The 14142-nt window shown below is 67.8% G+C and carries 15 protein-coding genes; 4 read left to right on the plus strand and 11 right to left on the minus strand.

Going from position 1 to position 14142, the window contains the following annotated elements; all coding sequences use genetic code 11:
* The first annotated feature begins 49 nt into the window (after positions 1-49).
* Entirely contained in the window at positions 50-490 is a 441-nt protein-coding gene (locus tag ACTIF2_RS10570; protein ID WP_439497021.1) for a DUF1236 domain-containing protein, read from the plus strand.
* 114 nt (positions 491-604) lie between these two features.
* On the opposite strand, the gene upp is transcribed toward ACTIF2_RS10570, so the two are convergent.
* The 6 genes from upp to ACTIF2_RS10600 all read right to left on the minus strand — a co-directional run bounded on the left by upp (position 605) and on the right by ACTIF2_RS10600 (position 7626).
* On the minus strand, positions 605-1246 hold the full coding sequence (gene upp, locus ACTIF2_RS10575; protein WP_439497022.1) for a uracil phosphoribosyltransferase: 642 nt from the start codon (positions 1244-1246) through the stop codon (positions 605-607).
* 31 nt (positions 1247-1277) lie between these two features.
* Positions 1278-2495 carry a URC4/urg3 family protein gene (locus tag ACTIF2_RS10580; RefSeq protein WP_439497023.1) on the minus strand — a complete coding sequence of 406 codons (1218 nt, stop codon included), beginning with the start codon at positions 2493-2495 and terminating at the stop codon, positions 1278-1280.
* A 14-nt stretch (positions 2496-2509) separates the two neighbouring features.
* A complete protein-coding gene (locus ACTIF2_RS10585) occupies positions 2510-3772 on the minus strand; it encodes a GTP cyclohydrolase II (protein WP_439497024.1) in 1263 nt (420 codons plus the stop codon).
* 116 nt (positions 3773-3888) lie between these two features.
* Positions 3889-4056, minus strand: coding sequence for a Thivi_2564 family membrane protein (locus ACTIF2_RS10590; protein ID WP_439497025.1), 168 nt, complete (start codon positions 4054-4056; stop codon positions 3889-3891).
* A gap of 262 nt (positions 4057-4318) precedes the next feature.
* Positions 4319-6682, minus strand: a complete 2364-nt coding sequence (gene glyS / locus ACTIF2_RS10595; RefSeq protein ID WP_439497026.1) for a glycine--tRNA ligase subunit beta — start codon at positions 6680-6682, stop codon at positions 4319-4321.
* Positions 6682-7626 (minus strand): glycine--tRNA ligase subunit alpha, encoded by a 945-nt coding sequence (locus ACTIF2_RS10600; protein WP_439497027.1) that lies wholly within the window; start codon positions 7624-7626, stop codon positions 6682-6684. The genes glyS and ACTIF2_RS10600 overlap by 1 nt, the downstream gene beginning before the upstream one ends.
* Positions 7627-7839: 213 nt before the next feature.
* Here ACTIF2_RS10600 and ACTIF2_RS10605 point away from each other — a divergent pair, with 213 nt between their 5' ends.
* Both ACTIF2_RS10605 and ACTIF2_RS10610 read left to right on the plus strand, forming a co-directional pair.
* Positions 7840-8130 carry a hypothetical protein gene (locus tag ACTIF2_RS10605; protein ID WP_439497028.1) on the plus strand — a complete coding sequence of 97 codons (291 nt, stop codon included), beginning with the start codon at positions 7840-7842 and terminating at the stop codon, positions 8128-8130.
* A gap of 159 nt (positions 8131-8289) precedes the next feature.
* Entirely contained in the window at positions 8290-8598 is a 309-nt protein-coding gene (locus tag ACTIF2_RS10610; protein ID WP_439497029.1) for a hypothetical protein, read from the plus strand.
* A 9-nt stretch (positions 8599-8607) separates the two neighbouring features.
* On the opposite strand, the gene ACTIF2_RS10615 is transcribed toward ACTIF2_RS10610, so the two are convergent.
* A complete protein-coding gene (locus ACTIF2_RS10615; RefSeq protein ID WP_439497030.1) occupies positions 8608-9363 on the minus strand; it encodes a tRNA1(Val) (adenine(37)-N6)-methyltransferase in 756 nt (251 codons plus the stop codon).
* Entirely contained in the window at positions 9356-9580 is a 225-nt protein-coding gene (locus ACTIF2_RS10620; RefSeq protein ID WP_439497031.1) for a putative signal transducing protein, read from the minus strand. The genes ACTIF2_RS10615 and ACTIF2_RS10620 overlap by 8 nt, the downstream gene beginning before the upstream one ends.
* Before the next feature lie 151 nt (positions 9581-9731).
* On the opposite strand from ACTIF2_RS10620, the gene ACTIF2_RS10625 reads away from it, so the two are divergent.
* Positions 9732-10742, plus strand: a complete 1011-nt coding sequence (locus tag ACTIF2_RS10625; protein WP_439497032.1) for a polyprenyl synthetase family protein — start codon at positions 9732-9734, stop codon at positions 10740-10742.
* Positions 10743-10748: 6 nt separating this feature from the next.
* Here ACTIF2_RS10625 and ACTIF2_RS10630 read toward each other — a convergent pair whose 3' ends face one another.
* From ACTIF2_RS10630 to ACTIF2_RS10640, 3 genes are read right to left on the minus strand one after another with little or no spacing between them, the layout of a single operon-like run.
* The gene (locus ACTIF2_RS10630; protein ID WP_439497033.1) at positions 10749-11390 is read right to left on the minus strand and encodes a LysE family translocator; all 642 of its coding nucleotides are present in this window, start codon (positions 11388-11390) and stop codon (positions 10749-10751) included.
* Between the two features lie 29 nt (positions 11391-11419).
* Positions 11420-12292 carry a 4-(cytidine 5'-diphospho)-2-C-methyl-D-erythritol kinase gene (locus ACTIF2_RS10635; protein WP_439497034.1) on the minus strand — a complete coding sequence of 291 codons (873 nt, stop codon included), beginning with the start codon at positions 12290-12292 and terminating at the stop codon, positions 11420-11422.
* A gap of 33 nt (positions 12293-12325) precedes the next feature.
* A complete protein-coding gene (locus tag ACTIF2_RS10640) occupies positions 12326-14119 on the minus strand; it encodes a tetratricopeptide repeat protein (protein WP_439497035.1) in 1794 nt (597 codons plus the stop codon).
* Positions 14120-14142: the final 23 nt, after the last annotated feature.

Consider the following 14142-nt stretch of genomic DNA (forward strand, 5'->3'; position numbering starts at 1 on the left):
TGGCGCCTCCCGTTCCTTTCCCAGCTTCCCCGTTGGAAGGAGAACGGAAATGTTCAAGAAACTTGCTCTCGTAGCGGCTCTTACTATGGTTCCGGCCGCGGCCTTCGCCCAGAATCCGGAAGGCGCCCAGGGCGGCGCAGCCAGTGGCATCGTCGGCGGCGCGACCGCGGGTGCGGTTGGTGGCGCTGTGGTCGGCGGCCCGATCGGCGCAGTTGCCGGCGGCGTCGGCGGCGCGGTGGTCGGCGGCTTCACCGGAGCGATCGTGGGTGACAACACCCCGCGCTTCCAGCGCTATGTCGTCGAGCAGCGCGTGCCGTCCTACACCTATGCCGAGCCGGTTACGGTCGGTGAGGTCCTGCCGGAGCGTGGCGTGGTCTATCGTGAGGTCCCGGCCGAGTATGGCGCGACGCAGTATCGCTATGCCGTCGTGAACAACCGGACCGTGCTCGTCGAGCCCCGCACGCGCCGTATCGTGCAGGTGATCGAATAAGAGTGATCGAATAAGCGCGATCGCATGATCGCGGTGTTCTGAGGGCGGTCTCTTTCGAGACCCAACCGTCCTCGGGCAGGGCCCGCCCCAGCGATGGGGCGGGCCTTCGCCTGTTCAGCGGGTGCCGAACATGCGGTCGCCCGCGTCGCCGAGGCCCGGCACGATATAGCCGTGGTCGTTGAGGCGCTCGTCGATCGCCGCGGTCCAGATGCGAACGTCGGGATGGGCGGCGCGCAGGCGCGCGATGCCTTCCGGCGCAGCCAGCAGGCAGACGAAGCGCAGATCCCGGGCGCCGCGTTCCTTCAGCCGGTCGACCGCCGCGACGGCGGAATTCGCAGTCGCCAGCATCGGATCCATCACCACGACCATGCGCTCGGCGATGTCCGACGGCGCCTTGAAATAATACTCGACCGCCTGGAGCGAGTCGGGATCGCGATAGAGCCCGATATGGGCGACGCGCGCGGCCGGAACCAGTTCCAGCATGCCGTCGAGAAAGCCGACGCCGGCGCGCAGGATCGGCGCGAAGACCAGCTTCTTGCCGGCGATGATCGGCTGCATGCTCTTGGTCAGCGGCGTCTCGATCTCGGTCAGCTCGAGCGGCAGGTCGCGCGTAACCTCGTAGCAGAGCAGCATGCCGATCTCGTTGAGGAGCTGGCGGAAGCTCTTGGTCGAGCGATCCTTCTCGCGCATCAGCGTCAGCTTGTGCTGGACCAGCGGATGGTCGACGACGGTGACGCCGTTCGAGCTTGTCGTCATAGGCGAAATACCCCCTGCCGGTTTCTTGAGATCAGAATACGGTGCCGTCACTGACGATGGTCAAGGGCGGACCGCCATCCTCGCGCTTTTCGCGCGCGATCCGCCGCCCGGCCGCCCAGGTCCCGCCTTCCAGCACTTTCGCGAGCGGCAGGCTCTCGCGGCTGCGGCCGAGCCGCGCGCGCACGAGGTCGCCGATTTCGTCGAGCATGGCGACCGTCAGCGCCCGCCATTCGACGACCAGCGGCGAGCCGACCTCATGGGCGCGGCCGGCGTCACCCGCATCCTTCAGCGCGATCACGCCGAGATCGACCAGGAGGCCGCCATTGCGGTATTCTGGCAACCCGGTGAGCTCATCGACATCGGCGACGGTGATCCCCGCCCATTGCAGCGGCTCGATCAGCGAGTAGGACAACCACTGCGACAGCTTGTGGAAGGGCACCAGCCCCGGCGTCGGGCTGTCCCGGGCGATGAGCGGGTGGCGCCAGGTGTCTCCCAGCGCGATCCCCGCCAGCGTCAGGCGCGAGGGCCAGATGCCGCCAAAGACGGCCAGAACCTCCGACAGGATATGCGCGGCGCGGATCGAGCCGCCCGCCGCGGTTTCGCTGAAGCGGTCGAAGAGGTCTCCGGGGCGCGCCAACTCCTGACGCTCCAGCTCTTCGCCGAGCCGGTTCAGCAGAGCGGCACGGCCTTGCAGTGCCAGCAGCGGGTTGGCGGGGCCGGCCTGGAAACCTTCCGCGAGCTGGGCCGCATCGAGCCGCTTCAACGCAACCGCATCGGCGCGCAGCGGCTCCGCCGGATCGCTGGAGAACAGGCCGCCCGCGAACATATCGAGCGAGGCGAGCGCAAGCCCCTCCGAGCGGCCGATCGCCTTGCCGGTGACGCCGTCGTGATAATGCCAGTCCGGCCCGGCGCCGGCATCGAGCAGGACGCTGACGACGGCAAGGTCATAAGCCGCGCGGCCACGCGCGCCGGCATCGGAAAAATGGGCGCCGAGATCGAGCACGCTCCAGCGATCGATGCCGCCGACCGTGAAATGCCGCCAGCGCGCGTGGAACGGGATGTCGAGCGTCGGATAATTGGTGCGGATCGTGTCGAGCACGTAGTCGGCGCAGGCCTCGAGCCGCTCCGGGTGAACGGTGAAATGCAGCAGCCTGCCATCATGGCCGAGCCGGAACATCTCGCGAGCCCGCTCGCGGATCGCGGCCGGCTTGAGGAGCAGGCGAACGGCCTCGGGGTCGTGGTCGGGCATGCGGGTGGCTGCTCTCAGAACTTGTCGAGGTCGCGGCCGACGGTGGCCTTCAGCGCATTGTCGCCGGGTGCGCCGTCGGGGGAGTAATAGCCCGCCGCCTTCTTTGCCTCGATCTCGACCGAGGCGTCGAGCGGGATCAGCTCGGGCGGAATGGCGACGCGCTCGCCGATCTCGATGCCGCTCTCGACCATCGCGTCATATTTCAGGTTCGACATCGACATCAGCCGGTCGATGCGGGTGACGCCGAGCCAGTGCAGCACATCGGGCATGAGCTGCTGGAAGCGGGCATCCTGGACGCCGGCGACGCATTCGGTGCGCTCGAAGTAGGTCGCGGCGGAATCGCCACCCTCCTGGCGCTTGCGGGCGTTGTAGACGAGGAATTTTGTGACCTCGCCGAGCGCCCTGCCCTCCTTGCGGTTATAGACGATGAGGCCGACGCCGCCGCTTTGCGCCTCCTTCACCGCCTCCTCGATGCCATGCACAAGATAGGGCCGGCAGGTGCAGATGTCGGAGCCGAAGACGTCGGAGCCGTTGCACTCGTCATGGACGCGGCAGGCGACCTTGCGCTTCGGGTCGGCGATCGCCGAGACCTCGCCGATGATGTAGCAGGTGATCGAGCCGATCGGCGGCAGGAAGACGCGCAGGTCCGGCCGGGTGACGAGCTCGGGATACATGCCGCCGGTCTGCTCGAACAACGTCCGGCGCAGTTCCTGCTCGCTGGTGCCGAAGCGCTCGGCAATGCCCGGCAGGTGCCAGACGGGGTCGACCGCGATCTTGGTGACGCTGATGTCGCCGGACTTGTGCAGGATGCCCTCGTCTGGCGCCAGCCGATGGCCCGCCATGGCGGCGAGGATCTCCGGCAGGTTGAGCCGGGCCTTCGTGATGGCAATGGTCGGGCGGATGTCGATGCCCTCGGCGATCAGCCGGCCGAAATCCTGGGCGACGCGGTGGCCGTAAGGGTCGAGCGAGACGATCTTGCCGGGTTGCGACCATTGCGGCTGCGGCGGGATCTCGGTGGTCGGCTGGGTATTGGTCAGGTCGGGGCGCTGCGCCGGGTTCATGGCGCGGGCCGAGATGGCGAGCGCACGATAGACCGAATAGGAGCCGCCATGGGCGCCGATGACGTTGCGGTCTCCCGGGCTCGTCGTCGAGGCGATGATCGGGCCGCGCTCGGTCGCGTCTCCGGCGCCCCAATGGATCGGGAAGCGCGAGGCGGCGCTGCCGGGTTCGGGATGCGACGTCAGGCGGATATGGGTGGTGCGGTTCTGCGAGGTCATCGCCTTGCTCGCTCTCGAATCGGAAAGGGCCCCGCGACGGCGACGTCCGGGGCCCTTGGACCGAGTAAAGTCTGAACCGGCTTTTTGCCGCCGTCAATAATACGCGCGCAGCGCGGTCAGATCGTGAAGACGTTCAGGTAACGCAGCAACGAGATGATGCCGATGATGATGACGATGATCTGGATGATGTTCTTGATCTGGGCGTCGAGCGGCAGCATCCGCACCAGATAGAGCACCAGACCGATGACCAGAATCGTGATGAGAAGCGAAATCAGCAATGACATGAGCAGTATCCCTTGGTCGCGGCCGCTCGCCGGCCCCCCGGAGGCCGTGCGCACGACGCGCTCGCGACACGAAAACCTCTGCGGACAGAACGTCGCAGGGTGGGAATAGGTTCCGGGAGCGGTGGAGGCGGCTTAGCCTCAACCACGTCATTCTCGGGCGGAGCGAAGCGCAGACCCGAGAATCCCGGGCAGGACGGGGCTCCTTCAAACCGTGCCGTTCTTCACGAGATGGTCGGGTCAAGCCCGACCATGATGCGAAGCGTCACCCCGCGATGCGGTCGAAATCCGCCACGGCGCGCGTCGCCTCGCGCAGCTGGTTGAGCAGCCTGAGACGGTTGGCGCGCAGGGCCGGATCGGGATCGTTGACCGTGACTTTGTCGAAGAAGGCGTCGACCGCCGGACGCAGCTCGGCCAGCGCCGCCATGGCACCCTCGTAATCCTCGGCGGCGACGGCTGCCTCGGCCTTCGGCGTCGCCTGCGCGAGCGCGACTGCGAGCGCCTTCTCCTCGATCAGTCCTGTCTCGGCGATCAGTTGAAGATGGACCGCGCCGGCGAAGGCACCCTCGCCGTCCTTCTTCTCCTCGGCCTTGAGGATGTTGGCGGCCCGGCGATAGCCGGCGAGCAGGTTCCTGCCGTCCTCGGTGTCGAGGAAGCGGCCGAGCGCCGCGACGCGGCGGGTGATGAGCAGGAGGTCGTCATTGCCCGACGCGCCCTCGCCCAGCACTGCGTCGACCAGGTCATGCCGCGCGCCTTGGTCGCGCAGCATGACCTTCAGGCGGTCGTGGAAGAAGGAGAGGAGGTCGAGTGCCTTCGGCTTACCCGCAGCGACAGCTTGTCTGATAAGCTCCGCTTCGTTGTCGACATTTAGTAGGCGAGCGGCCTGCATCAAAGCATCCGACGCGTCTAAGAACGATCGATCTAAGTCGCTTTTAGAAGCTTGCGAAAGAGCGGTGTTCAGTGCCGCAAAGACTTGATCAACCGCCCCCCAACGGGGAGCCGCAAGCCACGCAAACTCAAAACCATTCACCTGGTAATGGAGCCACTTCTCAAGCGGCAACCGCACCCCATTCTCAACCACCAGACGGATCAAACCCAACGCCGCGCGGCGCAGCGCATAGGGGTCCTTGCTTCCGGTCGGCTTCTCGTCGATCGCCCAGAAGCCGACCAGCGTGTCGAGCTTGTCAGCGAGCGCGACGGCGACCGAGACCGGATCGGTCGGCACGCGGTCGGAGGGGCCGAGCGGCTTGTAATGTTCCTCGATCGCGGCGGCGACCGAGGGGTTCTCGCCCTGCAGCTCCGCATACTTGCGGCCCATCAACCCCTGCAATTCGGGGAACTCGCCGACCATCTCGGTCGGCAAATCGGCCTTGGCGAGCCTGGCGGCGCGCTCGGCCAGCGCGGGATCGGCGCCGACGATCGGGGCCAGCTCCTTCGCCAGTGCCGCGATACGCTGCACGCGCTCGCCTTGCGTGCCGAGCTTGGCGTGGAAGACGACGCCGAGCCTGTCGAGCTTGGCCATGCGCTGGTCGAGCGGCTTGGCAAGGTCGAGTTCGAGCTTGTCGGCGCAGCCCCTAAGCGTGTCGAGATCGGGCAGCGGACCGCGATCGGTCTGCCAGAAATAGGCGGCGTCGGAGAGCCGCGCCCGCACGACGCGGCCATTGCCGGCGGTGATCGCCAGGCCACCATCGCTGGCCATCAGGTTCGAGACGGGGATGAAGCGATTGGCGAGTTCGCCGGAATTGGGATCGCGCAGCACGAAGCATTTCTGGTTGGCGCGGATGGTGGCGCGGATCGCCTCACCGGGAATCTCGAGGAAGCGCTCCTCGAAATCGCCTAGCAGCACGACCGGCCATTCGACGAGGCCAGCGACCTCCTCCAGCAAACCCTCGTCCTCGACCAGTTCGAGGCCGGCAGCGAAGGCGAGGTTCTTCGCGTCCGTCGCGATGATCTCCTTGCGCCGGTCGGCGTCGAGCACGACCTTGGCCTTCTCCAGCTTCGCGACATAGTCCTCGAAGCGCTTCACCGTGATCGGCTCCGGCGCATGGAAGCGGTGGCCGCGTGTGACGTTGCCCGAGGCGATACCGTCGACCTCGAAATGCACGACCTCCGGATCCTCGGTCTCGGGGCCGAAGGTGCAGAGGATGGAGTGGAGCGGGCGGACCCAGCGCAGGCTCGCGCCCGCCGCCGAGGCCTTGCCCCAGCGCATCGATTTCGGCCAGGGGAAGGCGCGGATCACCTGCGGCACGATCTCGGCGATGGCGGAAACCGTCTCCTGGCCCGGCTTCTCGATGATTGCGACATAGCTGTCGCCCTTCTTCGGATCGCTGACGATGGTGGCCTGATCGAGCGAGGCCAGCCCCGCCGCCTTGAGGAAGCCCTGGACTGCCGCCTCGGGCGCGCCGACGCGCGGGCCCTTGCGCTCCTCGCGCACGTCGCGGCCGCGCACCGGCAGCTCGGCGATGTGCAAGGTGAGCCGGCGCGGCGTGGCATAGGCCTTGGCGCCCTCATAGACGAGGCCGCGCTCGACCAGCGCGTCGGTGACGAGCTTCTTCAGGTCCTCGGCCGCCTTGCGCTGCATGCGGGCGGGAATCTCTTCCGAGAAGAGTTCGAGCAGGAGATCGGGCATCAGATCGCTCCCCCGCCCGCCGTCTTCAGCCAGGCTGCACCGCAGGCCTTGGCGAGATCGCGCACGCGCAGGATGTAGCTCTGGCGCTCGGTGACCGAGATCACGCCGCGCGCATCAAGCAGGTTGAACATGTGGCTCGCCTTGATGCACTGGTCATAGGCCGGCAGCGCCAGCTTGTGGCTGAGGTCGTTGCTGCCCTTGGCGGCCTCGCCTGCCTCGAGCAGCGCCTTGCACTCGGCCTCGGCGTCGCCGAAATGCCGGAACAGCATCTCGGTATTGGCATGCTCGAAATTATGGCGCGAGAATTCCTGCTCGGCCTGGAGGAAGACGTCGCCATAGGAGATGCGGTCCTCGCCCTCGAGCCCGTTGAAGTTGAGGTCGTAGACGTTCTCGACGCCCTGGACATACATGGCGAGGCGCTCGAGCCCATAGGTCAGCTCACCCGCCACGGGCGCGCATTCGACGCCGGCGACCTGCTGAAAGTAAGTGAACTGGCTGACCTCCATGCCGTCGCACCAGCATTCCCAGCCGAGGCCCCAGGCGCCGAGCGTCGGGCTTTCCCAGTCATCCTCGACGAAACGGACATCGTGCAAGGCGAGATCGACGCCGATGGCGCGCAGCGAGTCGAGATAGAGCTGCTGCAAATCCGGCGGCGACGGCTTCAGGATGACCTGGAACTGGTAGTAGTGCTGGAGGCGGTTCGGGTTCTCGCCATAGCGGCCGTCCTTGGGCCGGCGCGAGGGCTGGACATAGGCCGCTCTCCAAGGCCTGGGCCCGAGCGCGCGCAAGGTCGTCGCCGGATGGAAGGTGCCGGCGCCGACCTCCATGTCGTAGGGCTGCAGGATGACGCAGCCGCGCTCCGCCCAGAAGCGCTGCAAGGTCAGCAGCAATCCCTGGAACGAACGGGTCGGGTCGAGCGGATCGGACAGCGAAGCGGCGGCCAAGGAGGGGAGCCTTCCCAGATTTCGACGGATTGCCGCGTGCTTAGGAGCCATCGGCGTCGCAGGTCAAGCTTGCGGCGGTTACTGAACGGCAGCCCAGCCGCTGCGGACAGCTTTCGTTCATGATTGAAAGAATAGTGTCGGCTCAACCGCGAGGTCTGCGGCGTTCGGGGCGAGCGCTTGAGACGGGCCGGCGGTCTCGGTAGGAGCTAACCTATGCTGTCATCCCGCTTTGTCGCCGCCCTGTTCGGCGCGCTCACCCTCATGTTCGCGGCCTTCACCGTCGCCCCGGCCACGGCTGCGCCGATCGGCGCCGGCCCGGTCCAGGCGACCCAGGCCAGTGCGGCCGACCTGGTCCAGCAGGCCCAGTATTACGGCCCGCGCCGCTACTACGGCCCACGTCGCTATTACGGCCGCCCGGTCTATCGTCCGCGCTGCTTCTACAGCAACCGCCGTGTCTGGAACGGCTATCGCTGGGTGGTCCGCTCGGTCCGCGTCTGCCGCTGAGCGCGGCTTGAATTGCGGCCGCCAGATGGCGGCCGAATGAAGGATGGCTGAACGGCGCGGTTTCGCGCCGTTCAGTTTTTGGGGGCTAGCATTTCCTTCGATGGCGTTGGAGCCGCGCGGCATGGCTGCCGGCGCCAGGCAGATGAGAGGAAAAGAGCCATGCTTCGCAAAGTACTTCTTGGAGTCGCGGCGGCCGCGACGCTCGGGACCGCCGCCATGACCAGCGCCCCGGCTTCGGCCCAGGCGGTCACCTTCAGCTTCGGCTCGCCGGGCTACGGTTACGGCTATCGTCCGGTGCAGTACGGCCCGCGCTGGGGCTATGGCGGCGGCTATTACGGCCGCCCCTATTACGGCTATGGCGGCGGCTATTATGGCCGGCCCTATTACGGCCCGCGCTGCTTCTTCCGGCCCGTCCGCTACTGGGATGGCTGGGGCTGGGTCGTGCAGCAGCGCCGCATCTGCCGCTGATCGCAGACGCTACGGCAACAATGCCCTGCCGCGATGAACCGCTTCGCTGAGTTCGGTGAAGCGGCCATCGGGCCCATTGAGCACGAAAGCCGGCAGCAGCGCTGCCGGCTTTCTGCTGTTGAGCTCGGCCGTCACGATGACGCGGATCGCAGGCCGGTCCGCAGAGGCGTGAACCGGCCGGATGACCGCGCCGCCGAAGCCGGTCGCAAGCCCGGCGAGGATCGCGGGCAAGGCCTCGGCGCGATGAATGACGGCGACCTGACCGCCCGGCTTCAGCAAGCGGCGCGCCGCCTTCAGCCAGGCGTCGAGCGGCCCGTCGGCGACATGGGCCGCGCGGCGGTTCGCGACCGGGGACGCCTTCACAGCTTCACCAGCGAAGAAGGGCGGGTTCATCGCGACGCAGGCGAAGCTCGCCGATGCGAGGCCCGCTTGCGCCAGCGCGCCGACATCGGCCGTGACGACGCGGGCCCTGTCTTCGAGGCGGTTCAGGACGATGTTCTCGCCGGCCAGCGCCGCAAGCCCCGGATGGCGCTCGATCAAGGTCACCGCCAGAGCTGGCCGCAGCATGGCCGCGGCCAGGCCGACAGTGCCGACGCCGGCGCCGAAATCAGCCAGCGGCCCGGCGTCCAAATCCGGCAGCCCGGCGGCGAGCAGGATGGCGTCCGAGCCGGCGCGGTGGCCCTTTCCGGGTTGGCGCAGGGTCAGCCGGCCATCGAGCAGCCTGTCCTCGACGATCGCGCCGAGCGCCGTTTCCGCGTCACTCATCGCGCAGTTCGGCGCCGAACCCGGCTTCGGTCAGGAGCGCGCGCGCCCGTCTGCGATCGGCCTCGCGGACGAGCAGGCGTCGCTGGAAGGCGCCGGTCATGCCTTCGAGCGCGCTCATATGCTGATCGGTGATCAGGCAGTCGAGATCGGCGGAGGCCAGCAGCGCCTCGATGGCGCCGAGCAGGACGAGATCGTTGCTGCGGACGAGTTCATGCATGCCGACATGGAGACGGAGCGAACGCCCGCGCGCAAGCTGATTTTCCGCAACGGAACGCGCGCTGCGGCGTCAAAGGCCAATTGCGGGGGCTGGTCACGCATGCGACGGTTGTGGCAATGCAGCAAAGCTGAAACCGGCCGGAGTGAGCAGCGTGGGCGTGGTCGTACCGTTCGAGGACAAGGAAGAGGCCAGCATCGATCGGCTCGTCGGCCTGACACGCACCGACATGGGCCGCGTCAATGCGATGATCCTGTCGCGCACCGGCTCCGACGTGACCATGATCCCCGAGGTCGCCAACCACCTGATCTCGTCGGGCGGCAAGCGGCTGCGGCCGATGCTGACGCTGGCGACGGCGGCGCTCTGCGACTATCGCGGCGAGGGCCATGTCAAGCTCGCGGCCTCGGTCGAGTTCATGCATACCGCGACGCTGCTGCATGACGACGTGGTCGACGAGAGCGACATGCGGCGCGGCAAGCTCGCCGCCCGCATGCTCTGGGGCAACGAGGCGAGCGTGCTGGTCGGCGATTTCCTGCTCGGCCAGGCCTTCAAGATGATGGTCGAGGTCGGCTCGCTGCGCGCGCTCGACATCCTGTCCACCGCCGCGGCCGTGATCGCCGAGGGCGAGGTGATGCAGCTCGCCGCCGCGAAGAACACCGCGACGACCGAGGACGAATATCTCGCCGTCATTCGCGGCAAGACCGCCGAGCTCTTCGCCGCCGCCTGCGAGGTCGGACCGGTGATTGCCGACTCCTCGAAGGCCGACGCCGCCGCCTGCCGCAGCTACGGCCTCAATCTCGGCATCGCCTTCCAGCTCATCGACGACGCGCTCGACTATGGCGGCGTCGCCAACAAGCTCGGCAAGAATACCGGCGACGATTTTCGCGAGGGCAAGATCACCTTGCCCGTCGTGCTGTCATTCCGGCGCGGCGACGAGGGCGAGCGCGCCTTCTGGAAACGGACCCTGCAGGACGGCGACATCCGGGACGGCGATCTCGAAGAGGCGCAGGCGATCATGCGCCGACACCGGGCGCTCGACGACACAATCGAGCGCGCGCAGCACTATGCCAAGATGGCCAAGGACGCGCTCGGCCTGTTCCCGAACTCGGCGATGAAGCAGGCGCTAAACGAGGCCGTCGATTTCTGCGTCGCGCGGGCGCATTGAGCTCCGTCAGCGCTGCTCCGCTGCAATCCGAAGACCCAGCGCCAGCAGGAGCCCGCCGGTCAGCGCCTCGATGACGCGCCGGATCTGCGAACGTCGTAGCACGTCGCCGGCCTTGGCGACGACGAGCGCGTAGGCCGACAGCCAGATGAAGGTCATCGCCACGAAGACCAGGCCGAGCAGGAACAGGGCCGCGAAATTCTCAGCTCCCCCCGTTGCGAACTGCGGCAGGAGGCTGCCGAAGAAGACCGCCATCTTCGGGTTCCCAAGATTGCTGACCAATCCCTGCCGAAAGGCGGCGGCAGGCCCCAGCCGACGGGCCGGGCTGGCATTCTCTGCTGTCGGCAGCGCTGGTGCCTGCCGGCGGAACGCTTCGCGCAACGCCTGCACGCCGAGATAGATGAGATAGGCCGCGCCGGCATACTGGATCGCACGGAAGATCGGCTCGCTGGCGACCAGCAACGCGACCAGACCGAGGCTCGTCGCCAGCGCCCAGACCATCTGCCCGACCGCGACGCCCAAGGCCGTCAACACCCCGCCGCGGCGACCACCAAACAGCGTATTGCGGATCGTCAAAGCTGTATCTGGGCCAGGCGTGACGAGCACCAGCAGCGCTACGCCGATGAAAGCGAGAAACGAGGCCAGCGTCATGACGAGTCCTCCCGGCTGAACCGCGGCTCTCATCTCAGCACAGTCGGCTTCACCCACCAACCGGGCTGGGCGCGGGTCAGTCCCCGCGCCGCCGCCGCACTCCGCCGGCAATCGTCGAACAGCCCGAAACAGGTCGCTCCTGAGCCCGACATGCGCGCGAGACGGCAACCGGGCGCAGCTCGCAGCATGTCCAGGACTTCGGCGATCTGAGGCGCGATCGCGATCGCCGGCCTTTCGAGGTCGTTCCGCCCTTCGCTCAGATCCGCGATCAGCTCCGCCGCCGTGCCGGACCGCGGCGCAGACTTCCTTGAAGGCGAGACATCCTGACCCGGCGCGAGGCCCAGCTTCCTGAACACCGCCGCCGTCTCGACCGCGACGCCCGGGTTGACCAGCACGGCGAAGAGCTGCGGCAGGCGCAAGGGCGGCCCGAGCCGCTCGCCGATGCCGGCCATCATCCGCGCCCGCGATTCGAGGCAGACCGGGACATCGGCCCCGACCTTCACGGCGGCGCGCTGCAGTTCCGGAGCGTCGGCCGCAAGCCCGTTCAGGCGCGCCAATAGGCGCAGAGCGGCTGCCGCATCGGCCGAGCCGCCGCCGATGCCGGAGGCGACCGGCAGGCGCTTGACGAGATGGAAGCGCCCGGCATGCAGGCCGGGCACCTCCGCGGCGAGCGCACGGGCGGCCCGCAGCACCAGGTTGCCCTCGTCCGCGACCAGGCCTTCGCCTTGCGGTCCGCCGATCGTCAGCGCGCAGGACGGCCCGGGCTCCAGGCTGAGCATGTCCGCGACACCGGCGAAGGCGACGAGGCTTTCCAGTTCATGATAGCCGTCGGCGCGCCGGCCAAGGACCTTCAGGGTGAGGTTGACCTTGGCGCGGGCGCGGGTCGCGAGCGAAGCGGGCACGCGTCGTCAGCCCGCGAAATCACGAAGCATCGCTCAGCCGCCATCCGCCTTGGGTTCGGCAGCCCTGGGGTCGGTGGCATTGGCCGAGGGCGGCTCCTCCAGCCCCTTCTCGATCTTCTTCTTGATCTTGACCAGGTCTTCCGGCTCCGGATTGAGATCGCGGGCCGCGTTCCACTGGAAGGTCGCTTCGAGCCTGCGGCCGACGCGCCAATAGACGTCGCCGAGATGATCATTGATCACCGGGTCGGAGGGGCGCAGCTCGATGGCGCGCTCGAGCTCGCGCACCGATTCGGTGTAGCGGCCGAGGCGGTAGAAGGCCCAGCCGAGCGAATCGGTGATGTAGCCGTCGCGCGGACGCAGCTCGACGGCGCGGCGCAGCATGCCGAGCGCCTCGTCGAGCTTGAGATGCTGGTCGACCAGCGAATAGCCGAGATAGTTCAGCACCAGCGCCCGCTCGCGCCCGAGCGCCTCGGGCATCAGCTCCAGCGCCTTGCGCAGATCCTCCTCGGCCTCGGGCCAGCGCTTGGTGCGCTCGCGGGCGATGCCGCGGAAATAGAACAGGTCCCAATTGGCGCGGCCCGGCGAGGCGATCTTCGAGATCGCCTTGTCATAGGCATCGGACGCCTCCGCGAAGCGCTTGCGCGAGCGATAGACATTGCCGAGCGCGGAGAGCGCATCGACATCGTCCGGCCGGGCGACGATCAAGGTCTCCAGATGCTTGACCGCCTCGTCCGACTTGCCGAGCGCCTCCAGCGCCAGGCCGGCCTGGATCTCGGCATTGGGCTGCAGCGGCGAGCCGGCCGGCATGCGGCCATAGACCGCCACGGCATCCTCGAGCTGCTTGGCACGCTCGAGGATATCGCCCAGCGTCAGGATCGCGAGATCGTGGCTGGGATCGAGATAGATCGCGAGCCTGAGATAGAGCAGCGCCGCCGCTTCGTCGCCCTGCCGGTTGCCGGCGCTGGCGAGGCCGTAGAGAACCTCGGCCGCACCTTGCTGGGGCGACGCGACCGTGCGCGCCAGCGGCTCCTTGGCCGCGATGCGCGCCAGGCCGTCGCGAACGATCGGATGGTTCGGCAGCAGCCGGTCGAAAGCGCCATAGGTCGCCGCCGCGCCGTCGAAATCGCCCGAGCGCGCCTGGAAGCGGCCCCAGAGGTCGACCAGCCTCAGCGTCGTCTTCTCGGCCTCGTAGGCCGCCTTGAGCCGGCGCTCGGCATCCGCCTTGCGGCCGGCGAGATCAAGGATCAGCCCGGCATGGTAATCGCGGAAAAGATTGTAGGAGGCCTCGCCCTTGAGCCGCTCCAGCGTCTCGATGGCGCGGTTGGTCTGCCCCGAGCCGGCATAGGACCAGGCGGAGAGCAAGGTCGCCGTGATGTCGGCCGCCCTGCCCCGCCCGCCACGCTGCAGATGGTTGCGCGCCGTCTGATAGCTCTTCTGCTTGATCGCGCGGATGCCGATCGCGAGCTGCGCCAGACCGTTGGTCGGGTCGCGCTGGATCAGCCTCTGGGCGGCGCGGAAGGCGTCGTCCATCGAGCCGTCGGCCAGGAAGGCGACGAAGCCGCGCTCGAGCAGGTCATTGTTCTTCGGATCGCCCTTGATGGCCTCGCGCAAATAGACCGAGGCCGCGCCCAGGTCGCGGCCGGCGCCGGCGACGATCGCCGCGAGATAATTGCCCTCGAGACTGTCGGCAGGCTCGAGCGGCTCGGTCGTACGGGTCTGGGCGGTTGCCTGCGTCGTTGCCTGGGCGGCGGCACCGGCGTGGAGAGCGACAAGCAGCGCCACAGCCAGCGTCGCACCGGCCCCACGGCCATTCATTCGAAACGTCACGACTGCTATTCTCCCTCGGTCCG

Source organism: Allobosea sp. (assembly GCF_051860145.1).
GTDB lineage: Bacteria > Pseudomonadota > Alphaproteobacteria > Rhizobiales > Beijerinckiaceae > Allobosea.

Bases quoted from the DNA above. Each gene is read 5' to 3' on its own strand.
- upp (WP_439497022.1), bottom strand. From the start codon at position 1,246: ATGACGACAAGCTCGAACGGCGTCACCGTCGTCGACCATCCGCTGGTC.
- glyS (WP_439497026.1), bottom strand. From the start codon at position 6,682: ATGCCCGATCTCCTGCTCGAACTCTTCTCGGAAGAGATTCCCGCCCGC.
- ACTIF2_RS10580 (WP_439497023.1), bottom strand. From the start codon at position 2,495: ATGCCCGACCACGACCCCGAGGCCGTTCGCCTGCTCCTCAAGCCGGCC.
- ACTIF2_RS10570 (WP_439497021.1), top strand. From the start codon at position 50: ATGTTCAAGAAACTTGCTCTCGTAGCGGCTCTTACTATGGTTCCGGCC.
- ACTIF2_RS10585 (WP_439497024.1), bottom strand. From the start codon at position 3,772: ATGACCTCGCAGAACCGCACCACCCATATCCGCCTGACGTCGCATCCC.
- ACTIF2_RS10605 (WP_439497028.1), top strand. From the start codon at position 7,840: ATGCTGTCATCCCGCTTTGTCGCCGCCCTGTTCGGCGCGCTCACCCTC.
- ACTIF2_RS10615 (WP_439497030.1), bottom strand. From the start codon at position 9,363: ATGAGTGACGCGGAAACGGCGCTCGGCGCGATCGTCGAGGACAGGCTG.
- ACTIF2_RS10590 (WP_439497025.1), bottom strand. From the start codon at position 4,056: ATGTCATTGCTGATTTCGCTTCTCATCACGATTCTGGTCATCGGTCTG.
- ACTIF2_RS10630 (WP_439497033.1), bottom strand. From the start codon at position 11,390: ATGACGCTGGCCTCGTTTCTCGCTTTCATCGGCGTAGCGCTGCTGGTG.
- ACTIF2_RS10610 (WP_439497029.1), top strand. From the start codon at position 8,290: ATGCTTCGCAAAGTACTTCTTGGAGTCGCGGCGGCCGCGACGCTCGGG.
- ACTIF2_RS10620 (WP_439497031.1), bottom strand. From the start codon at position 9,580: ATGCATGAACTCGTCCGCAGCAACGATCTCGTCCTGCTCGGCGCCATC.